The 20,567-nt window shown below is 59.7% G+C and carries 17 protein-coding genes and 1 pseudogene; 12 read left to right on the top strand and 6 right to left on the bottom strand.

The genetic code is table 11. From position 1 onward, the window contains the following. The first annotated feature begins 191 nt into the window (after positions 1 to 191). The 3 genes from dctP to MAFF_RS36425 all read left to right on the top strand — a co-directional run bounded on the left by dctP (position 192) and on the right by MAFF_RS36425 (position 3,646). Complete coding sequence (dctP, locus tag MAFF_RS36435) at positions 192 to 1,364, top strand: TRAP transporter substrate-binding protein DctP (protein ID WP_044552287.1); 1,173 nt, start codon at positions 192 to 194, stop codon at positions 1,362 to 1,364. Between the two features lie 73 nt (positions 1,365 to 1,437). Beyond that, entirely contained in the window at positions 1,438 to 2,469 is a 1,032-nt protein-coding gene (locus tag MAFF_RS36430; protein WP_044552284.1) for a C45 family autoproteolytic acyltransferase/hydolase, read from the top strand. A 28-nt stretch (positions 2,470 to 2,497) separates the two neighbouring features. Beyond that, positions 2,498 to 3,646, top strand: coding sequence for a mandelate racemase/muconate lactonizing enzyme family protein (locus MAFF_RS36425; RefSeq protein ID WP_010915929.1), 1,149 nt, complete (start codon positions 2,498 to 2,500; stop codon positions 3,644 to 3,646). A gap of 335 nt (positions 3,647 to 3,981) precedes the next feature. Here the strand turns inward: MAFF_RS36425 and MAFF_RS36420 are convergent, their stop codons facing one another. From MAFF_RS36420 to alr, 3 genes are read right to left on the bottom strand one after another with little or no spacing between them, the layout of a single operon-like run. After that, positions 3,982 to 4,857, bottom strand: coding sequence for a TIGR01459 family HAD-type hydrolase (locus tag MAFF_RS36420; protein WP_044552282.1), 876 nt, complete (start codon positions 4,855 to 4,857; stop codon positions 3,982 to 3,984). Next, complete coding sequence (locus tag MAFF_RS36415) at positions 4,850 to 5,767, bottom strand: DMT family transporter (RefSeq protein ID WP_048894856.1); 918 nt, start codon at positions 5,765 to 5,767, stop codon at positions 4,850 to 4,852. The genes MAFF_RS36420 and MAFF_RS36415 overlap by 8 nt, the downstream gene beginning before the upstream one ends. Before the next feature lie 20 nt (positions 5,768 to 5,787). Next, entirely contained in the window at positions 5,788 to 6,954 is a 1,167-nt protein-coding gene (alr, locus tag MAFF_RS36410) for an alanine racemase (protein ID WP_010915793.1), read from the bottom strand. A 313-nt stretch (positions 6,955 to 7,267) separates the two neighbouring features. On the opposite strand from alr, the gene MAFF_RS36405 reads away from it, so the two are divergent. Beyond that, a complete protein-coding gene (locus tag MAFF_RS36405; RefSeq protein WP_244420869.1) occupies positions 7,268 to 8,422 on the top strand; it encodes an NAD-dependent epimerase/dehydratase family protein in 1,155 nt (384 codons plus the stop codon). Positions 8,423 to 8,491: 69 nt separating this feature from the next. On the opposite strand, the gene MAFF_RS36400 is transcribed toward MAFF_RS36405, so the two are convergent. After that, positions 8,492 to 9,544 (bottom strand): RHE_PE00001 family protein, encoded by a 1,053-nt coding sequence (locus MAFF_RS36400; RefSeq protein ID WP_010915794.1) that lies wholly within the window; start codon positions 9,542 to 9,544, stop codon positions 8,492 to 8,494. 119 nt (positions 9,545 to 9,663) lie between these two features. On the opposite strand from MAFF_RS36400, the gene MAFF_RS36395 reads away from it, so the two are divergent. The 4 genes from MAFF_RS36395 (at position 9,664) to MAFF_RS41105 (ending at position 14,104) form a co-directional block, all read left to right on the top strand. After that, a complete protein-coding gene (locus tag MAFF_RS36395; RefSeq protein WP_010915931.1) occupies positions 9,664 to 11,316 on the top strand; it encodes a Mu transposase C-terminal domain-containing protein in 1,653 nt (550 codons plus the stop codon). Between the two features lie 62 nt (positions 11,317 to 11,378). Then, a complete protein-coding gene (locus MAFF_RS36390) occupies positions 11,379 to 11,558 on the top strand; it encodes a hypothetical protein (protein WP_044552279.1) in 180 nt (59 codons plus the stop codon). Then, positions 11,555 to 12,547 carry a TniQ family protein gene (locus MAFF_RS36385; RefSeq protein ID WP_010915932.1) on the top strand — a complete coding sequence of 331 codons (993 nt, stop codon included), beginning with the start codon at positions 11,555 to 11,557 and terminating at the stop codon, positions 12,545 to 12,547. The genes MAFF_RS36390 and MAFF_RS36385 overlap by 4 nt, the downstream gene beginning before the upstream one ends. Positions 12,548 to 12,802: 255 nt before the next feature. Further along, complete coding sequence (locus tag MAFF_RS41105; protein WP_044552277.1) at positions 12,803 to 14,104, top strand: DUF5623 domain-containing protein; 1,302 nt, start codon at positions 12,803 to 12,805, stop codon at positions 14,102 to 14,104. Positions 14,105 to 14,140: 36 nt separating this feature from the next. Here MAFF_RS41105 and scpB read toward each other — a convergent pair. Beyond that, a pseudogene (gene scpB / locus MAFF_RS36375) lies at positions 14,141 to 14,849 on the bottom strand (SMC-Scp complex subunit ScpB). Positions 14,850 to 14,854: 5 nt separating this feature from the next. Further along, positions 14,855 to 15,808 carry a DUF1403 family protein gene (locus MAFF_RS36370; protein WP_244420867.1) on the bottom strand — a complete coding sequence of 318 codons (954 nt, stop codon included), beginning with the start codon at positions 15,806 to 15,808 and terminating at the stop codon, positions 14,855 to 14,857. Positions 15,809 to 16,590: 782 nt separating this feature from the next. On the opposite strand from MAFF_RS36370, the gene MAFF_RS36365 reads away from it, so the two are divergent. From MAFF_RS36365 to MAFF_RS36350, 4 genes are all read left to right on the top strand, one after another. After that, positions 16,591 to 16,827 (top strand): type II toxin-antitoxin system VapB family antitoxin, encoded by a 237-nt coding sequence (locus tag MAFF_RS36365; protein ID WP_010915766.1) that lies wholly within the window; start codon positions 16,591 to 16,593, stop codon positions 16,825 to 16,827. 3 nt (positions 16,828 to 16,830) lie between these two features. Next, positions 16,831 to 17,226: a type II toxin-antitoxin system VapC family toxin gene (locus MAFF_RS36360; RefSeq protein WP_010915934.1), complete on the top strand. Its 396-nt coding sequence runs from the start codon at positions 16,831 to 16,833 to the stop codon at positions 17,224 to 17,226. Next, positions 17,223 to 18,392 (top strand): site-specific integrase, encoded by a 1,170-nt coding sequence (locus tag MAFF_RS36355; protein ID WP_010915935.1) that lies wholly within the window; start codon positions 17,223 to 17,225, stop codon positions 18,390 to 18,392. The genes MAFF_RS36360 and MAFF_RS36355 overlap by 4 nt, the downstream gene beginning before the upstream one ends. Positions 18,393 to 18,589: 197 nt before the next feature. Next, positions 18,590 to 19,546, top strand: a complete 957-nt coding sequence (locus tag MAFF_RS36350) for a hypothetical protein (protein WP_341872732.1) — start codon at positions 18,590 to 18,592, stop codon at positions 19,544 to 19,546. Positions 19,547 to 20,567 lie beyond the last annotated feature (1,021 nt).

Raw genomic sequence — 20,567 nt, 5'->3', positions numbered from 1 at the left:
TTGATGCCGCCTATGGGCACATGACTTTATTTTCTTGTCAAGAAAATTCTTGTGCATCTGCTACCATCTGTTTTTTCCGATCGGGACGTGTTAGGGGTGAACAAAGCGGCCCAGAGATTTCCCCTGCCTTCCCCCACACGCGTTAGGTGCAGTGTAGCGGCCGCGATCGAAGCAAGCGCGCAGGAGCGGTAATGGACGCAAGATCCGAAGTGGAAAAACAGATCAATGGCATGGTTGGAAAGCGGCTGCGCGAGGCCCGGAAGGCCAAGAGCCTTAGTCTCGAGGCCCTCGCTGGAAAGGTCGGCATGTCTGTGTCGCAGCTATCGAAGCTTGAAACGGGAAAGGCCCCGGCGTCGATCGCAGCTTTAGTGCGTTTCGGCCTGGAATTGGACCGATCAGCGCAATATTTTCTTCAGTCGGATTCTGAAATGCCGCGTTGTTTGGGCACTCTGGTACCGTCTTGGGATCCTGAGGGCAGAGCTATCGAGATGTTCTCGTCCCTAGTCAGCCAAAAAACAGGATACGATCTTGCGATTTCGGTATTTCCCGGGGGCCAACTTGGTCCCGCTGAAACTCAAGTGCGAGCCCTCGTCAATGGAATTATTGACATTTTTGTCGAAAGCCTGGGGTTTTTTCAGCACTATTCGGATCCCGTCAAACTAGCATCACTCCCGTTTTGCTTCGACGATGAAAAGCATCTGGAACGATTTTCGGAGAGCTCCTTGTTTGATCGAGAAGTCAGGCAGGCTCTCCGAAGCAATTCGGTCGAACTGCTAAATCCGAGCTTGAAGTGGAAGCGGGGCCCTTCCCTAGTTTTGTTATCGCGGACCCCTATCTTATCTCCGGATGACCTAAGAGACTTGCCCATAAGGTGCCCTGAAAACGATACCATGTTCCGCTATCTCGAGATTATGGGCTGCCGACCTGTAGTTGTCCCGTGGAATGAGGTGGGGGACGCGCTCCAGGACGGCAAATTTTCAGCGATGATTACCAATCTCAGTCATGTTGTGAGCATGCGTTTCACGCGATTTGCTCGGTTCATGACAGCATTGGACTACCGGCCGCTCGACCTGACATTTGCAATGAACCTACAGCGTTATCAAATTCTCGCTCCGCACATTCAAACCGGGCTGGAACAAGCTGCCATCGAGGCTGCAGAATTTTGTTCGAATTTGCTTGGCCACACGTGTGATCTTTTGCCTGCCCTATTGGAGGAGGACGGAGCGGTTTTGTGTAATGTCGGGGTAAAGGCGTGGCGCGCAAAGTCCCGCCAGGTTTTTGAAGAGATGGAAAAGGAGGGCGCCTGGCGTAGTGGTCTGGTCAAGGAGATCAGCGCACTAGCCCAAGTTGCAGGCGACACTTGAATTTTCTTGACAAGAAAATTTGGAGGGCTAAGACAGGCTAGTAATTTTCGTACTGACAAAGGCCGCGATTACGATGGCGTTTGCGCTACCTATTCCAATTATGGTATTGTCGGGATCTCCATACGAACGTGGTTTTCAGCATGGCAATCGGTTCGCTGACCTAATCAGTCAGGCCTTGGACCGTCGTTTAGCATCCTTGTCAGCCGCGGATTTGTCCCAAGCACACAAGCGCGCCAGCGATGTTCTGGCGACGATCGATGTGATGGCTCCTCATGTTGGAACCGAGTTGCGCGGAATCGCAGACGGTGCCGGCCGCGAGGTGTCGGGTATCGTCCTGCGCAGCTCATTTGAACTTCTTGCGTCGCCTACGGCGACGGGCTGCAGTGGTCTGGCAGTGCAAACGCGTGACGGAGCGCTGATTGCACAGAACTGGGACGGGCCGCTCGGGAGCGATGTGGAACAGGCCCTTTTCATTCATGTCGGTACAAGTGGCTTCGAATTCGCCACCGTGGCAGCCGTAGGTGCCCTCGGTTGGGTAGGGTTCAACCGAGCGGGCTTTGGTTTCGTCAACAATGACCTTGTCTTGAAGTCACGTTGCGATGGAATTCCAAGCCAAATCGTTCGCCGCGTTTTTCTTGGCTGCCCGGACGTGAATGCAGCAGTCGAAGCGGCAAAGTCGCTGCCGCATATGGCTGGTCGGGCATATCTTTTCGGCGATGCGTCAAACAAAATCGCCTCGATAGAGGTCTCTGCGAGACATGGCGTGTCGGTGTGCAGATCAGGTTCATTCCTTGCTCACACCAATCATGCCTTGAATGATCAAATTCGCGCTGACGAAGATGCTGAGCTTTTGGCCAGGCAATATCCGTCGAGCCAGAAGCGCCTCGAGGTTCTGAAGATGCGAGAAGCAGGCTGCGCAGACGCCTGCGAGGTCATGGATATTCTTCGGGATCGGACCAATGCACCTGACTCGGTCTGCAAGCAGACCTCTTTGCGTGAGCCGACTCAGACGGCCTTTTCGGTCGTCATGCAGTGCCGGAACAGAACCTTGTTTCTGGTTCGAGGAATGCCCTCAGCGACCGAGTATCAGCGCATCAGCCTTTAAGCTCACACCATCGGATTGCGAGGCGACTATGAAAATTACTGGTGTAAATATCTATTTGCTCAAATCTGGCCGCCTCCATCCTGTCTTGGTTGAAATCTCGACGGACGAAGGCATAACGGGGGCTGGCGAGGCGGGAATAGCCTATGGCGTTGGCGGGACCGCAGCGGCAGGGATGATCAAGGATCTCTCGGAAAGATTCTTAATCGGCAAAGACCCATCTCGGATCGAAGAGCTGTGGTCAACAATGTATGATCATTCATTTTGGGCAAAGAATGGTGGTGCGATTATCTTTGCCGGCATCAGCGCGATAGAGCAGGCTCTGTGGGACATCAAAGGCAAATGTCTCGGGGTCCCCGTTTATGAGCTTTTCGGCGGAAAAATCCGGGACCGTGTGCGCGCCTACGCGAACGGTTGGTACGGTGCGGCTGACACGCCGGACGAATTTGCCCGGGCGGTAGAACGCCCTCTGAAGGAGGGGTATGGGGCGCTCAAATTCTACCCTTTGGCACAGCGGGTCGGCTCGGCTTTACAGCACGTGACACGACGATCGATGTCCGCCGAAGCAATTGAGCTTGCATACCGCCGGGTCAAGGCTGTCCGTGATGCGGCCGGGCCCGAAATTGAGCTCATGGTCGATCTCAGTGGGGGCTTGACTACCGATGAGACGATTCGGTTTTGCCGAAAAATCGGTGAGCTCGATATTTGCTTTGTAGAAGAGCCATGCGATCCATTCGACAACGGGGCGCTGAAAGTAATTTCGGAACAAATTCCCTTGCCGATAGCGGTTGGAGAACGTGTCTATACCAGATTTGGGTTCCGTAAGATCTTCGAGTTGCAGGCTTGCGGGATTATCCAGCCTGATATTGGAACGGCGGGAGGCTTGATGGAGACGAAGAAGATTTGCGCAATGGCAGAAGCATACAATATGCGTGTAGCTCCACATGTGTGCGGAAGCAGCCTAATTGAAACTGCAACGCTCCAGCTTGAGGCTAATATCACGAATTTTATGATCCACGAGCATTATCCTGCTTTTAAGGCGGATGACGGATATGTTGAGGTTCTTGAGAATCCGCCGTCGATCAGTTCTGGATACTTTGAAATGCCCAACGGGCCCGGACTTGGAGCAGTTCTTATAAAACGAAACATCGAACCGTACCTCTGGGCTTCATGCACATAGGCATCCACTACCGATAGACTTCCGCGAGTACGGCTTTCGAGATGCGACCCGTGGCCTCATCGATGAGGACTGTCGAGGAGGCCCAATCGCTCACCTGGGGCGACCCTCGAATTGCTCTCGCCAGCCATCCATCAAGTTCAACCTGCTGCGTAGACGCTTGAGAACCGTGACCAAGTATTCGGCCGCGGTGGAACTGATCCGGGCGGCATCGTGAAAAACTCTATATCGACGCGCACCGTGGTTGTCCAAATCCGTCGGCTCAGATTCTCAAATCGAGATCATCCTTGAAATCAATTAACTTGCCAAGGGTGGTCGTTCTCGTCACCTTTCCTCTCCTACCACCTAAATTGGGAAGCAGCGAACGTGGGAACGACTGGTTCTCCGGCAAAGACCTGTTGGAGCAGCGCACTGGGGAATTTGCCCGCTTTGAAGTCATCAGCAGCGTCCCTATGTATGCCGCTGGCGATGAAGAGCACGTCCATACCCTCGTTTCGACCACCCGCAACGTCGGTCCGTAGCGAATCACCCACTGCGAGCACTTCATGTCTTTCGTAGCCGAGGAGGTCGAGGGCGCTTCGGTAAGCCGATGAATACGGCTTTCCATGATAGAAAACCTCCCCTCCCAACGCTTCGTATTGCTCGGCGAGCGCCCCCGCACAAACAACAAGTTGATCGCCAACTAGAACGACCAGATCGGGATTCGCGCAGACCATTGGAAGTTTGCGCGAAGCACATTCCTTCAACAGTGCCGCAACTTCATCTGGCGGCTGAGTGCTCCCCCCAGTGGTTAAAATAAAGTCGGCGTCCCGAGGTGAAAAGACCTCGAACCGATCTAACCCCCGGAGCAAGCCCGCCAGCTCAGGTGGTCCGATATGGAAGTAGCGAGCTGCTAGTGCTCTATGCCAGTCGTCTGAGGCATTTTCCAGCGCCTTGTAAACCAACTCTCCAGATGTGACAATATAGTTATATTGAGATGGCTCTATTCCCATCGACTTTAAGTGTTTAGCGACCTGGTAGGCACGACGGGGGGAGTTCGAAAGGAGACAGATATCAATCTTCTTGTTTCGCAAAGCATCCAGGGCAGTGATCGCGTGAGGAGAGGCAACGTTCCCGTCGTGTAAGACACCCCATAGATCAAGAATGACGGCACGATACTTTTCTATGACCGCCGCAATGCCTTCTATTATGATTGGCGCTTGCAAATTATTCATTGAGCTTAGCTTCCTTTTTCACGCCTTCCTGCAACTCCTGAGACGGCCAAACGTCAGCGTTACGTGCCGCGAGTCCGGCCATCGCTAGAAGGTATCCAACTGTTGATGCAGTAATGATCCCACCCCCAACGAGGGTCGACACGGAGGGTGTTTCGCCGAATGCGAGCCACACCCAAAATGGAGCGAGCGGCGTTTCTAGCGCTCCAATCAAGGAGGCTTGCGAAGCTGGAACGCGACGAGCGCCAGCCGAATAGAACACAAAAGCCAATCCCACTTGCACCAGGCCAAAAAGCGCAAGATATGCCAGATGTTTCAGACTTGGTGATAGCGGCGCAGCGAAGCACAAGCTGACCAGTGAGACGAAAACGTTGGCCGCGCAGATAGAAGCCAGAAGCGATTCTTTGCGGTGCCGGCGGATACACACAGCAACAAACGCGGTCATGAAGGTCATGGCGACGGCAAGAGCGTTGCCAACAAAGTCGGAGTCTAGACCTGTGCCCCAGACGAGCACGCCGGCACCTGCAGCCATCGTTACTATTGCCAACATGGTCGCAGGATGAATTTTCTCTCCCAGCCAAAGCCACCCCAGGATAGCCGTGAAGACCGGTGTCGTCCCATAGAGGGCTGCTACATTGGCGATCGAGGTTAACTGACACGCGGGGATGAACGCTAGCAGGGCGATTGCCAACGAGGCTGCAACAATCACCCCTCGCGCTGTTGGGCGGAGGCTATGTCTTGGCCCATCTACAAAGAGGTGAATTGCCAGGAAAGCCGCTGCAAACAGGCTGCGCCAGAACAAAATTGTCCAAGCGTCAAGTGGCAGAACTCTGACGAACAGCCCTGCGGTGCTCCACGCGACTGCAGAGATCGTGACAAAAAGAAGCCCTTTCGTATAACTATCTAGAAACAAGGCAGTCGGGCCTCTTCGCTCTAGCCAAGGATGGCGCGCGGATCGTGGCCAGGGCCCGCATTAGTCAAATTGCCCGGGAACCCCGCAGATGCAGAAGAACCATCCAGATACTGCCTTGCGCAACCGACACCAAGCCGCGTGAGCACTTCTTGTGGATGAACGCCAGCGGACGCGGCAAGGTCATCGACGGTGAAATCGTCACTCAGCAGTTCCACATTCGTACCCGGACCGCAAAGCGCTTCAGGAACATCCGTTACATCGATTGTTATGTATTCCATGGACACCCTTCCGACTAATGGAGCGGAATATCCAGCAAACCGGACGGATATCTTGTTGGCGCAGGCCCATGGAAGGCCATGCTTGTAGCCGATCCCGGCGATTGCTAGGCGGCTGGCTCGGCCCGTTCGAAAAGTCGCACCGTAGCCAACTGCCTCACTCCTTGCTACGTTGCGCGCGTCGAGTGTTTTTGCCTTGACGCCGACAACGGGCTTTAAAGGATTTGGCCGGATGCCGGCACTATTAAGTCCGTAAAGGGCCGAGCCCACCCGCACCATATCGAAGTGATAGCGCTTCCCTAGCCACACACCGGCGGAGGCCGCGAGACTGAGAAGTGTCGGTTTTAGCAGGTCTGACGTCGCCCGAAAGCGGTTCCATTGTAGCAGATTCATTGCGTCCCCAGCGCGTTCGCTGCATGCGAGGTGGCTGAGCACGACCGAAGGCGGACGCCGCTTGAAGATACCACCAAGATACCTGCGCCGTACATCATCGAAAGCGAGCCCAAGGCGAGAGAGCCCAGTCTCCACGTTGAGGAAGTATGCTTGCGGCTCCCGTGCGCCGCAAATGGCATCCAGTTCGACAGAATTGTTCACAACTGGTATGAGGCCGTTCGATCGATAGTGTTCGCCATACCTCGCAAACTCATCACAAAAAACCGCAACTGCCGCGCTAATGTGGGAAGATCTCAGAAGCAACGCTTCGTGCAGATTGCCGACGAAGAGCAGATCGCATCCGGCGTCAATGAGCGCGCCTGCAACCTTAACCAAGCCAAGCCCGTAGGCGTCGCTTTTGACGACAGCGGCTACCCTTACCTGTGGCCCAACGAGAGCCGATATAGTCTGAAAGTTCGCCTGAATTGCGCTGAGATCGATTTCGAGTACAACATCGGCAGGTCGTACCGAGGTCAACATGCCTTGCTCTCCACCGTCCTCGGTTCGCGCTTCGAAGCACCGCAATTCGTCGGGCGACATGTAAGCCGTTACATCAAAGGCTTAGTCGCACTCAATACCTCCCGCCACACGTCTGCAAGTATCAGCTTTGACAATGATATATGCCGATAAGAACAACAAGCCAGCCAAAAGTCCAGTAAATATAATGTAAAATAATGTAAAATTACATTGCACTATTGTTTCGCACGTTGGACATAAAATTCACGGAACTCTCCTTTCATCCTTGCAAATGTCACGTTACAACCCTCTTCGGCAACGAAGGTGGAGGTCTGCAGTGAATGGCCGGGTAAAGATACTGATTGTTGGGCATGGCGTACTTGGTGGGGCCGTTCTTGATTTTCTCTGCCAAAGTGGCAGACCCTACGATCTGCACGTTGGAGCACGAGATCTCCAGCGGGCCTCGTTGAGGGTCAACCTCTCAAAGTACACTGCCCTCAACCTCGGGCTCTCTCCTGCCATTGAGATAGTTCCGCTGGATTTGATGAATACAGAGGCGACAGCAGAGCGCCTAGCGGCCCTCCGTCCTGACATAATTTTTAATGCCACGACTTTGCATTCCTGGTGGCGGATAACGCAATTGCCGACCGATGCCTATCAGCAGATCGATCGAGCACGCGGCGGGGTATGGACGCCTATGCATCTAATGCTCATACGACGCCTCATGAAGGCTGTGCGGGAAGCTGGTGTGGAGAGCATCGTCGTAAACGCATCCTACCCTGACGTGACGAATGCCGCGCTTGCGGCCGAGGGTCTCTCGCCGACAATTGGGATCGGTAACATCGCAAACGCCGTGCCGGGCATCCGGTTGGCAGCCGCACATCTTCTGGGTTGCGAATTGAAAGCGGTGGATGTGCAGTTTTTTGCCCAACATTATGTCAGTTATCGTATGCCAAGCACCGGTTCCACGGACGGAGCGCCCTATCACTTGAGCATATATCGGAACGGCCAGGAAGTTAAGCCACAGGAACTGGGGCATGATGAGATCTTCGCGAACGTGGCCGGACGTTTCCGCCGGGTCAAAGGTCTTGCGGGCCAATCCGTCACCGCTTCGTCAGCGACAGCCATTCTACGTGCGTTTGCCGATCACTTGGAACGCGTTGTTCACGCGCCGGGACCACTAGGTCTCGTGGGAGGCTATCCCGTTAGGATTGCTCCAACTGGTATTTCGATCGAACTGCCTCAAGGCTTGTCATTGGACGATGCGGTGGAGATCAATTCACAATGCCAGAAGTACGATGGGATCGAGGCGGTCGAAAGCGACGGTACCGTGCGCTTCACGGTTGAATCGGCAGGAATCCTGCGTGAGTTGCTCGGCTATGATTGCGAAGCAATGCCGCTGGATGAGTGCGAAAAACGCGCCGAGGAGTTGGCAGCTAAATACGCCGAATATTGCGGTCGCCTTCAATCAGGCGCGATTCGCGCCGCCTGACTTCAAGCGTGCGTGTCCCAATGGCGTTGACCAAGCGCGCGATCCGCACGGGATGGCAGGCTTTTGGGATTACATAATCCCCCACGCCCGAAACCGTCCCCTGCCCGTCATCTCGCGCAGTCCTAGCTCGCCGACCAGGTTGAGCGCCCCCTGCTTCGAGACTTTTAGCACCTCCTGAACCATGCCGGTGGAGACAATCGGCCGCGACAGCACAAGCTCGAGCAGGTCAGGCAGTTTCGAGCTGGCGCGGCGTTGCTTGAGCCGCCGCTCCATCTGGCTTTTCGCCAGTACGAGACGGTCATGCTCCTTCAGGCCAGCCGCGGCTGCGTCGTGAATGGCATCGAGGGAGGCCAGCAGCCGGTCGCTCCGATTGCGCGCCCGCCGCCGCTCCCGCGGAATGGTTTTTGCCCCGACATGAAGTCCGGCGAGATGGTGCGCGGCAAGGCCCTCTTGCCGCAGCAGCGCTGCTACGAGCAGTGATCCAAGCCAGGTGGCATGCTGCAGCACCTCGATGTCTTGCCAGGCCTCGAGGAGGATCGCGGCGCGCATCACCAACGGCCACTTCCGCGTCTCGGAGAGCACGGCCTGCCATTCGGCCAGCCGTTCTTCTTCATTCCAGTCGAGATCGTAGATCAGGTATGGCCGATCGTCCGAACGCGGCGGCCTCGCCGGCACGTCGGCGCCGTTCAGGATCCTTGATGAGCGTGCCAGGACGGCATCGATCTCGGCAAATTCTTCGGCCAGAAGATCGGCCTCAGCATCCTCCCGAACATCGGCTTCAACGGAACTGGCTCCAGCCTCCTGCCCTTCCCGGTTTTTTTGGCCCTCCGCCGCCGGCATGGCGCCACCCCGGCCGGTCAGGGCCAAAAAACCGTCCCGGCCGAGCGCCCAGTCCGGCTTTTGCGACAGAATTCGCCGACGGGTCCGCAGCACCGCATGTGCCCGCGTGAGTTCATGGGTCGGGGTGCGGATGTCCATGTGGGCGTCGTGCAGAACGAGGTCCTCGAGGTGGACAAGCTCGCCCTCGAGCCACAGTGCTGCGGCCGCGTCAGCGAAGTGCTGGCGTTCGATGAACCCTTCGCGGACCAGCGAGCGGGCCAGCCGCTCGTCGAGCCGCGCCAAAACCTCGGTGGCTGTCGCTTTTACTTCCCGATTTCAAATGCCGGAATGTCATGTGGCGGTTAGGTTTGCACGCTATCGGAGGCGCAAATTTTCGCTAACGATTTCACTGAGCGCCCGATTTGCCGAACCGATTGCACAACCGAAAAGCGGTACCCGCCCCGTCGCATTCCGACGAAGCCTGGTCGGCGGCACGTCGTCTCGCTCGCGAGCTCGACAGGGTTCTCGACGGTTCGGGGCCACGACGCGCGGCGATCAACCGGGCTGCGGCCGAGCTGCGCCTCTCGACCCGGCAGGTTTACAATCTGCTCGCGCGCTACCGCATCGATCGGACCGTGACGTCGCTGCTGCGCAAGTTGGGTGGCAGCCGCAAGAAGCGCCTTGATCAAGGCATCGAGGCGATCATGGCGACAACACTACGAGAGCAGTGGCTCGTGCTGGAGGCTCCGCCGCTCGCTCCCGTCGTGACCGAAATCCGGGCTCGCTGCGAGGAGGCCGGCCTGGCCGCCCCGTCCTATCTCACCGTCGCCCGCCGAATACCGGGGCTGTTCAGCCCCGAGGAGATCGCGAGGAAACGGTCCGCCAATCCGAAGCATCTCCAGCGACTCAAACCTCGGCCAGGATACATCCAAGCGGCGCGCCCGCTCGATGTCTGCCAGATTGATCACACGCCTACCGACATCAATTTCGTGGAGGTTATCGACGGCGGCGGAACCTTCATCGGCCGGGCATATCTCACGATCGTCACCGACGTGGCCACCCGCTGCATTCTTGGCTTCTGCCTCACGCTCGAGAAACCGTCGGCGCTGTCGGTCGCACTCTGCCTGGCGCATGCCATGTGTCCAAGGGAGGCATGGTTGGCCGCACGCGGCATCGAGCATGGATGGCCGATGCTCGGTCGACCACGGTCGCTCGTCACCGACTCCGCAAAGGAGTTCAAAGGGCATGCCTTCCAGCGCGGGTGCGAGGACCACGGCATTCGGATCCGCTACCGGGATCGTGGCCGCGTCCACCAGGGCGGAGTGGTCGAAAGGCTGCTCGGGAAGCTCAACGCCGTTCTTGCGACGCAGCCCGGCTCGACGGGCAGATCCGTGGCGAACCGCGACCAATATCCCGCGCAACAGCGAGCCCGTCTCAGCTTCGCGGATCTCGAGCGATGCGTCGCGCTCGCGGTGATCGACCACAACCTTCAGGAAAACGCGAGGACATTGAAGGTGCCGGCCACAGAGTGGGAGCGGCAGGCGCATGATTTCTCCCGCTTTGACGATGATCCTGTGCGTGTCCTGCTGGCCTTCCTGCCCGGCGCAGAGCGACGCCTCTCGCCGCAGGGGATCAGCATGTTCGCGCAGGACTACTACTCGCCGTGGCTGGGCGGCCTGGTTCCGCAGCGAGACCGGCTGGGCAGGCTCGAAGTGCGGTACGACCCTCGCGATATCAGTCACATCTACATCCGGGATCCGGAGACCAGAGAATTTCGATCTGTGGAGCGGCGCGACGGCATGCTTGCTCCGATAACGTTGTGGGAGCACGAGGCCGACCGCCTGCAGCGACGCGCCGCGAACGCGCGCACGGACGTCGAGAAGGTGACGCTGCGCCGCCGGATCGCGGAGATTGCCGGCGGAACGAAGCCGTCGAAGGCGGAACTTCGTAATGCTGTGCGCAGAAGTCATGCCGCAGACGCCCCAAAGCCCTATGACGCGATGCGGCCGGCGGCGCCGGCACCCGCCGATCATCCCGCTCGCCCAAAGCGTCGCCTGCCGGTGGAGGATTGGTAAGATGACTGATCATCTTCTCGATCACGTTCGCCCGCATATCGACCACAGCACGGAAGAGCGGATTGCGTATATCCAGACGCCGCGATGGACTGATCGGCGAGATCGTGGCGATTGTCTCCGCGGCGGCCGCGGCCGCGGTGAGGTCCCGTGAGGAGCGGATCACGAAACCGGGGATCGAGGCGCTTCGCTACGTCCCGGTCTCGAAGCGCCGGCGGGCACCAGTGCGCGACGACCTGCTGTGATAGGTGATGGCGCACGGGCGGGCTTCGCGATCGAGATTCGCGAGCGATACGGCGACGTCGTTCCTAGTCGGTGGCCGGTTTCTGTCGACCCGCAGCCGGACGAGCTGCTGTCGAGCTGGATCAGCCGTCTCGCGCTCGCAAACGGAATCGCACCGCGGTCGTTCGCCAGCGTCCTCGGGCTCGGCAACGGGATGTGGTCGCCGCGCCTCGATCTTCATCTTCCACGCCACGTCGCCGCTTGGCTCGCTGATCAGACGAGTGTTCCGCGTGAAGAAATCATAACGATGACCATGACCGGTTGTGCGTTGATCCCGCTCCTGCTGCCTCTTCGCGAGAACGCGCACCGGAGCCGTTCCACCTGGATGCAGTATTGCCCTCTGTGTCTCGCCGACGACGAAGCACCGTATTTTCGCCGGCAGTGGCGGCTGTCATCTCGGATATCCTGCTTCATGCATCGTTGCAGCCTTCGCGATCGATGTCCCAACTGCCACGCCGGTGTCGCCTCTTTTGACCTAACTGAGCTCCGCCCACAGCATTTCTGCGCGCGATGCCGCTTCGATTTGCGTGGCGCCCCGAAGACCTCCATCAACGCAGCGTCGCGGCGGCTCGAACGTGCCATCGCGGACATCTGCAGCATCGAAATTGCCAAACGCTCGCCCACGATCAAAGATCTGGTGTCGCGCCTGCTGCATGCGCCAGTTGTCGCCGACATTCGCTCGGTAAAGCGCCTGACCAGCCTATCGGCTGCAACGCGCATCCACTGCTTCAACGCGCTTACGACGCAGCCTGCAGACTGGTTGTTCAGCAATGAGGATGGTGCCATCGCGCATCGACGTCGGGCTATTCTGTCTGAGGGCGGCCACTCAGAACTGATCGCTCGATTTACAGATATCCTGGAGAAGACTCAGCAATCGCAATTGTCAAAGCGCTCACCACCCCCGAATGCTGGCCTCATCGATCTGCTTGAGGCGTATTCGCGAGTCATTTGATCGGGATCCCCTCAGGGCAGCATCTCGTAAGCCGTCTCTGTGACCCTCGAAATTGGGGGGCAATGCAGTCGCCCAAACGCTTCTCACGAAGGGGGATCAATTGTATTCTGCGATTCGGTGCTCTGGCAGGAGCGCGCCGCCCGTCGTTGCGAAGCTGTTGACAGCACTGCCGTTGCTGACGCTCCCGTTCATGTCATGTTCGGGCTCGCGAGGTGGTTGACGGGCGACACTTCCCCACGAGCCAGGAGAACTGGCATGTCCAAGACAGATATTCAGCCGTCCTCGATTGAGGGCATAAAGCGCCTTGCCAAGGCGATCTCAAAGCGAGATTCGATCTCGCACAGCAAAGCCCTCGACACAGCATCACAAGCATCGGGCTTTGGCAATTTTCAGCATGCACGGCGATCGTTGACCGCATGTTCAGCGGAAGCCGGCTCGACGCGGCAGGCCGTCTACATCTCCACCTTCTGGCGCGATGGCCTAACAGGAGCCTCCGGCCGTGAGACGATCCGGGTATTCTTATCAACGCCACTCGATGAGCTGATCAAGCCATCTCAGTATCGATATGCTCATAAGCTCGGTCGTTTCCGACGTCATGCCTCAGACCATGTGGTCGATGAGTATCGACCGGACTCGGCGAGCGCGGCTCTGGAGCGCGCTTGCGGAGCCGCGAGGGTACTGCAGTTCATGGACATCACCGGCCTGCAGCCATCCAAGGCAGACGTCGAACGCGGAGCGGTATATTCGGCCCGCTTGCCTGGACGTGATCATGGAAGTGTCTGGTACGATCCAGTGGCAAAACATCATGTCGGCGCCGACGAACCTTACGCCGCGAGTGTTCCGTCGAAAATTGCCGAACGGGACGCCTGGGCGCGGCAGCACAACTGGTCGCTTGCAAGGCCGGAATGGGCGGGGATGTACTATCCGGAAGGCTGTGAACTTTATCTGTATGCCGATACGTCGAAGGGATATTCGCTGGATCGGCTCCTCAAGGCGCTTTCCAAGGCTCCTTCACCGATCGTGCCCGCGAATTGTGACAGGGTCGCCGTCGAGGGTCACGTTCCTTTTGTGACTCCGGGAGAGAGGGCTGAGGCCGAGGCGAAGCTCGCGAGAAACGTCCAACGAAAAGCTCCCGCGCCACGCGGTCCCAAAACCACTGTCGAGTACCGGCTGCCGCTCAGCGGTCAGCGCCGCCGGCGTCCGAAGGCGGCAATGCCCGTGGACGCGCATGCCAGGATAGGCACCCTGCTGAAGAGTGTGCTGACCGACACGCGAGCGCGCGCGGGCGTGTACAAGCGCGTTGATGCCGTCCGAAGCGAGCTTGATGACTGGGTTCAATGCGAACACGATCGGGCGGCCATGCCCGATGCGGTATTTTTCGACCTCTACTACGGAGAGAATTCCATTGAAGGAAAGCCAAAAGCTGGCGAACAGCACATCGAGAACCTCCGCCTCGCACAGTCCGTGCTGATGCAGCACTATCCGGATTGTGCGCCGTTGAGAGAGCTCATAGGGAAAATCGATCTTGCTGTCCGATCTCTCGAGAAGCTGCGGTGACGATGGCCGGTCGCCGCCGGCCCAGGCACAGGGCCTCTATTCGTCGGCGTCGGCATTATTCTCGCCGGGGCCCGAAAACCCCGGCATGATGTCGCCCGCAAGCAGCTTTTTCCTTCGACAGCAGCCCGGCATCCTCCAGCGCCTCGAAGTCGGGAAGATCGCGCAAGGTTTCGAGCCCGAACTCCAGCAGGAACTCTTTTGTCGTCACGTAGGTGTAGGGCGCGCCCGGGGTCGGGCTACGCGGACCGGAAGCGATCAGACCGGCACCGCGCAGATGACCAATAAAATCGCGACTGATCTCCTTGCCGAAGAATGACGACAACTCGGTGCGGGTGATTGGCTGGAAGTAGGCGATGCACATCAGCACCAGCACCTCTGACTGCGAGAGGTGTACCGCGCGATCGTTGCCGCCGGCTGCACTGCGGATGGCGTCGGCATAGGCAGGCCGGGTCAGGTGCTTCCAGCCACCGGCGACGGCGACGAGGTCATAGGGTCGGCCGCGCAATTCCTCGCGAATGTCGTCGATCAAAAGATCGATGCTGCAGCTTTTGCCGACAATCCGGGCGAGCGTTTCGCGTGTCACCGGTTGGCTGGCCGCAAAGATCGTTGCTTCGACACGGTTCATCCATTCGCGCCAGCGCGCCTCCGGCGGCAGGTGATCCAGCTCGCGATCAAACAAATGGTCATTTGGCCGGCCGTCGCCTCCTTGCGCCCCTCCCCTTCTCCTACGTGCACTCTCCACCATCGTCTTCACAGCCCGTAGATACGGAAGGCCGGACGGCCGGACAGCTCGCGCACGGCGCCGAGTTCGACCAGCCGGTCGAACAGGCGGCGCAGCCCACGGTCACTCATGCCGGCGATCTTTTCCGAGGCAACGATCGCGTCGTCGGACAGGAGCTTGTCGACAACAGCGTCCGCCGCCTTGGCCCTGAGTTTCGGGGCAACAGCAAGCAGCCGGCCCGCGCGGCGCTCAAGCTCGGCGGAAAGATCAATGGCGCGCAGGGCAGCGCGCGCCTGCGCGGCAAGCAGACTTTTGGCACGCTCAGGATCTGTCTCAATGCCTGTCGCCAGAGAGCTGGCTGCCGATCGACGCGGGCGGGCGCTTGTACCCAAGCCTGCCTCGGCGCCCAGCAGCGGCACCGCGTGGGCCCAACCCAGCCGATGCGCCAGCAGGGCGTCGGCGAGCCAGCATCCGAAGGCTCGTGCGAAGCCATATCTTTCGGCAGCCGTGAACGCGCCGGTCAGCATGCCGACCATTCCGATGCCCCCGGGGAGCTGTCGAAGATCGTCCGCCAAGTCGCTGACTGCGTCGTCGTCGCGGCGGAGACCGAGGTCATCCAGCACCGCGCCGATGCTGGCCTCGGTCAGCAGTTTCTCGGCAGGCGTGCTGGCCAGCCGGCGCCAAGCCAACAGCATCGATCCGGCGGGACCGACGGACAAAAAATCGCCCGGGCGTGTAAGCAGCACGGCGTCGCGCAGCGCGCTTTCGTCCTCGACGCGGCCGGCCTGCTTCGCCGTTGCCGCGGCCGCCGAAAGCGCCAGGCGCTGCCGCCAGGCGCCGGACCACCGCTCCTGCCGGCGGACCACGGCATCGAGCGCGCCTATGGCAGCGCCGACAACGAGCGCCACATCCTCTGCGTTTTTGCTCGCAAGGCCTTGTGCATCCGGGACGGCGCGGCGCAGCCAGGCCGGCACCGTTGTCATCGGCGCGGTCGAAGGGGCACCGGCAAGCGTGGCGTGGTGGCGCGGAGAGGGTTTGGGACGCAGAATCATCGAAAGCACGATGAATCACGACGGCGCTTTTGGCAAGCACATCACCTCCTAACCGCCGCGCCTGTCGTTTGCGTGTAATGAATGATAATCTTGCATTATCGTTCGTTGTGGAAATCCCTGTCGGTCATCCTGTGTCGCTCGCCCTGGATGGGTGGAAAAGCCGGCATTTGCGCGGTTTCAGGCGTCGGTTTCATCCCAGATCGGCGGATTCTCACCTTAATTGGGTGGACAGCGCGACCAAGATAGGTGGAATTCGCGGGACGCGACCGCCAGTTCGGCCGGTTTTGAATCGGTTTTCGTAAGACTGCGTGCCGGAAAAGTTCGTCAGCCGGCCGCTAACCTCTTGAACTACCTTGGTATTGTCCCACCCCTCCGGCAAAGACGCGCCTTGTCACGCAGTCTCACGATTTCCGACTCGGATTCACGTGGTCTCATGAAATCCGCTTCGCCCGCCGGTGGAACTAAAGCCAAATCGATCGTCCCTAGCGCCTCGATACCGGTCCTTCAGGTCGCTCCGGCTCCAAAAGACCAGTTTTGCCCGTTTTCGGCGGTAGCGCGCCCGTGGACGTTATTGTGGCCCCTTCCGAGAACTCGCCCGGGTAACGATTTGCAGCGCCTCTATTTCGCTTGCAACGGCATACAGGCCGCCTTGCCGGAGACGGCGGGAAGATCTATATATGATCGTATAGCCGTATAGAGCACAGGGTATGGAGATGGCATTTTCCGTCAAGGACGAAAGCACCGATGCGGCGGTCCGCAGACTGGCAAAGCTCAAGAACATGAGCCTTACCGACACGATCCGCGACGCCGTCGAACAGGAGTATCAACGCAGCCGCGGCGCAATCCCCCTGCCCCAGCGGCTGAAGGCGCTTGCCGAGCGTTATCGCGCCTTTCCCGAAACCAGCGCCCAAGCCGACAAGGCCTTTTTCGATGACCTGTCCGGAGAATAGCTGATGTTTGTCGACGCATCGGCCATCATCGCCATCATAGGCGACGAAGAGGATGGCTTGGCGCTTGCTGCGCGCCTTGGTCAGGCCGGGAGTGTCCGCGTCTCGCCGATCGTTGTGTATGAGGCCGTCGCCGGCCTGGCGCGCAAACGTGCCTGCCCGATCGAAGAGGCAGAAGAGCTTGTTACCCTTATGTTGGACGAGATTCCCGCGCAAATCATCGAGATCAATGGCGCGATCGGGCAGGAAGCCATCCGGGCGTTCCATCGGTTCGGTAAGGGCCGGCACAAGGCGGATTTGAATATGGGCGATTGTTTCGCCTACGCCTGTGCCAGGCTGTACGGCATTCCGCTGCTATTCAAGGGCAATGATTTCGTGCACACCGACATCGAGGTGGCATGATGGACCGGAAAGCAGAGGGCGAACATACCGCCGGAGAAGACAAGGCCAGCGACGACCTGCCAGATATCGTCGACGTGGTGATGGAAATGGGCCAAGCTCCCACCGATCCCCCCTCCCCTCCTCCGCAGCCGGCGTACCGGTCGCAGCCGGCGTCCAGTTCGGAGCCAACGTTGGGCCTTCCGGCTCATCTGGAACGGCTCGCTGACCACGCGCGAAAATATGTCCAGGCGGCGAGCTCCGCTAACACCCGCCGTGCCTACGCCGCCGACTGGAAGCACTTTGCCGCCTGGTGCAGGCGTCAGCATCTTGACCCCCTGCCACCGGATCCGCAGATCGTCGGCCTTTACATCACCGCCTGCGCGTCCGGTAAGGGAACAGGAGACAAGAAACCGAACTCCGTCTCAACGATCGAGCGACGTCTCTCCTCGCTGACCTGGAATTTTTCGCAGCGTGGCCAGCCGTTGGACAGAAAAGACCGGCATATCGCGACTGTGCTGGCCGGAATTCGCAACAGCCACGCCTCCCCTCCCCGGCAGAAAGAAGCCATTCTCCCCGAGGATCTGATTGCCATGCTCGAAACGCTAGACCGCGGTGCCCTGCGGGGCCTGCGTGACCGCGGCATGCTGCTGTTGGGCTTCGCCGGGGGCCTGCGCCGCTCCGAAATCGTCGGTCTCGACTGCGGCCGTGACCAGACCGAGGACGGTCGCGGCTGGATAGAGATTCTCGACAAAGGGATTTTGGTGACCTTGCGCGGAAAGACCGGTTGGCGTGAGGTCGAGATCGGCCGCGGCTCGTCGGATACTACCTGCCCCGTGGTCGCCCTGCAGACCTGGCTGAAACTCGCCCGCATCGCGCATGGACCGTTGTTTCGGCGTGTCACGGGGCAGGGCAAGGCGATTGGTTCCGAGCGGCTCAACGACCAAGAAGTGGCGCGGCTGGTCAAGCGCGCGGCACTCGCCGCCGGTGTTCGCGGGGATCTTTCCGAAGGCGAGCGTGCGACGAAGTTTTCGGGCCATTCGTTGCGCGCCGGCCTTGCCTCGTCGGCTGAGGTCGACGAGCGCTACGTGCAAAAGCAGCTCGGCCACACCACCGCCGAAATGACCCGGCGCTATCAGCGCCGAAGAGATCGATTCCGCGTCAATCTCACCAAGGCGAGTGGCCTTTAGTGGGGGGTCAGCGGCGGAATCTACGCGAGGCGGAGCGGCTTGCCCAGCGCGCCTGATGCTGCAGAGGAGTGTTGTGGCGCGGACGCAAAAAGCGGGAGCGCGCATCCATGGAAACTAGGATCATCTGACAACCGGAACGATTTTGCGCGATGACAATAGAGCCGATCCGCCTGCCCGATGCCGCCACCGTCGAGGCCGTGCTCGCCGGCCTCGATCCGACCTCGGCCGACACGGATCTGGCCCTTGCCCTGACGCAAACCTTTCCCGGCTTCCCGTTCACGGCCGCTGCGGTCGATGATTTTTACTGGCGCGGCGACGCCCGCACCATCTTGTCCGCCGACGGTACCCGCCTCGGCGACCATCGCGTCTGGGTCGAGCGCGAGTTAGCCGCGCTCGGCGGCAATCTCACCGCCTTCTGGAACCGGCACCGATCGGGTGACCAAAAATTCACCGAATGGCGTGGCACCAGCGTCTTTGCCTTCGCCCGCACCGGCCGCGGCGTCGCTGACTTCGTCCAGATCTCGCGCGGCCGCGACGTCGAATATCTGGCCGGGTCGGTCGTCGATCCGGACTACCGTCCCTACAGCGCCGACGATCTGTTCGACCCGTCCTGGGTTCGGCGCGAACCTGACACCGACGCGCCCGTGCTTGCCGGACCCGTCTACCGGCTGCGCGGCCGCACGGGTGGTGGCATCGTCCACATGAAGAGCTTTCTGGCGCGCCGGACCCGCATCGAAGCGGAGCAGCGGCAGGCGCAACGACCGGAGGCCGGCTTGATCCGCGAGGTCGGGCCGGACAGCGCACGTGACACACCATCCATGTATGCCAATCCCGAGTGGTTCGATTTCGTGCCGCGCGAAAACCGTTTTTTTGCGGACTGGGAACGACCGAGTGCGTCTGTCGAAAGAATTTTTGACCATTGGGCTTTCGACATCCACGATTTGGAGCATCGCGGCAGGCGCGAGATCGGTTTTATCCCGCGGCCGCTCAAAATGCCCCGCCGAGAAGCTGCTGTTGGACGACGGCGTTTCGGTGCACCACCTGATGGAGGGGACAGAGGCGGTAGACGCCGAGATTGGCCAGCCCTTCGCGTGGTTCTTTCTGATGACGCACGGGCACTGGGTCGATCCGGACGTCGGCGACGCGATCGCTAAAGGCCTGCGTCAAGGACGGGTGCGTTTGCCCAGTCGAGACGCCGCCGTACTGCTCGCCTGGGCCGGCCGGCGCTATCTGTTCTAAGCGCCACAGATGCACATCTCCCAAAAAGGCATCGGCGCGAATTCGCTGCGCGCCTGACCTCGGTTTCGGTTACCTCGAAGCACGGTCTCTGGCCGCAACCGACTATCCCTGCCCTGGCCGCCACCGGAAGCGCTGTTGGTATCGTCGCGCATCATCTGGGGACAGAGCCAGGCGCGAAGCCGATCCGGGCGCACGGCCTCGACGGTCCGCCGGCGGCGGCGAAGTGGGGCGGCTTGGCGGGAAAATTCAACGCACCGGGGCTGCAGAACGCCATCAAACCAAGCGAGCTGGCCGTGCGCGCCAGCGCCCGACCGCGCGGCGCAAGAGCAACGATGAGGTCATCGCCGATATTTTGCCCGCCCTCCTTGGCAGCCTTCGCTGGGAACCGTCTCCTCTCGGACTCGGCCACCGTGCCGTTTTGCTGGCTGCTCTCGCATCTGGTGGTCGCCGTCGCAGCGAAACTGCTACTCTCCCCGCGTCGAACAGGGTCGAGGAAGAGTCGGTGCCGGCCCGATCCCAAGGCGCACCCCGACGGCGAAAGGCTGCCCTGCCTGTCGATCCGCTGGCATCAAGACGACACAGGCCGGCAGCGACGCTTTCGTGCTGCCAGTCGCCCGGCAGGTGCCTTTGCCGCAGTCGTGGTTGGATCGGGCCGGGTAGTGGTCCAGCACAGGCGACAGCGCACTGGAGTAAACGTATGGCGGAAGGCCGGGAGGGTGGGTTCGCGCTGAGAGTGCCGCGGTGCTCGAGCGACTTCAGTCCTCCTTTTTCTTCACGTGAATCCAGAACGGAGCAGTTGGCCGCGGCCAACTTTGCAGGTTGACCGCGACAGAGGCACTATTGGCACCGGTGCGATTCGCACGAAAGAAGAGTTGGCCGCGGCCAACTTTTGACGGCCGACCACCGGAAACCGTTGAATCATAAGGGTTCTTGGCA

It is taken from the genome of Mesorhizobium japonicum MAFF 303099 (assembly GCF_000009625.1).
In the GTDB taxonomy this organism is placed as follows: domain Bacteria; phylum Pseudomonadota; class Alphaproteobacteria; order Rhizobiales; family Rhizobiaceae; genus Mesorhizobium; species Mesorhizobium japonicum.
This window is presented reverse-complemented; position numbering and strand designations above follow the sequence as displayed.

What these genes read in the sequence shown, in the direction of transcription:
- dctP (WP_044552287.1), top strand. Translation starts at nt 192, where the DNA reads ATGGACGCAAGATCCGAAGTGGAAAAACAGATCAATGGCATGGTTGGA.
- MAFF_RS36430 (WP_044552284.1), top strand. Translation starts at nt 1,438, where the DNA reads ATGGCGTTTGCGCTACCTATTCCAATTATGGTATTGTCGGGATCTCCA.
- MAFF_RS36425 (WP_010915929.1), top strand. Translation starts at nt 2,498, where the DNA reads ATGAAAATTACTGGTGTAAATATCTATTTGCTCAAATCTGGCCGCCTC.
- MAFF_RS36420 (WP_044552282.1), bottom strand. Translation starts at nt 4,857, where the DNA reads ATGAATAATTTGCAAGCGCCAATCATAATAGAAGGCATTGCGGCGGTC.
- alr (WP_010915793.1), bottom strand. Translation starts at nt 6,954, where the DNA reads ATGTTGACCTCGGTACGACCTGCCGATGTTGTACTCGAAATCGATCTC.
- MAFF_RS41105 (WP_044552277.1), top strand. Translation starts at nt 12,803, where the DNA reads ATGTCCAAGACAGATATTCAGCCGTCCTCGATTGAGGGCATAAAGCGC.
- MAFF_RS36370 (WP_244420867.1), bottom strand. Translation starts at nt 15,808, where the DNA reads ATGACAACGGTGCCGGCCTGGCTGCGCCGCGCCGTCCCGGATGCACAA.
- MAFF_RS36365 (WP_010915766.1), top strand. Translation starts at nt 16,591, where the DNA reads ATGGCATTTTCCGTCAAGGACGAAAGCACCGATGCGGCGGTCCGCAGA.
- MAFF_RS36360 (WP_010915934.1), top strand. Translation starts at nt 16,831, where the DNA reads ATGTTTGTCGACGCATCGGCCATCATCGCCATCATAGGCGACGAAGAG.
- MAFF_RS36355 (WP_010915935.1), top strand. Translation starts at nt 17,223, where the DNA reads ATGATGGACCGGAAAGCAGAGGGCGAACATACCGCCGGAGAAGACAAG.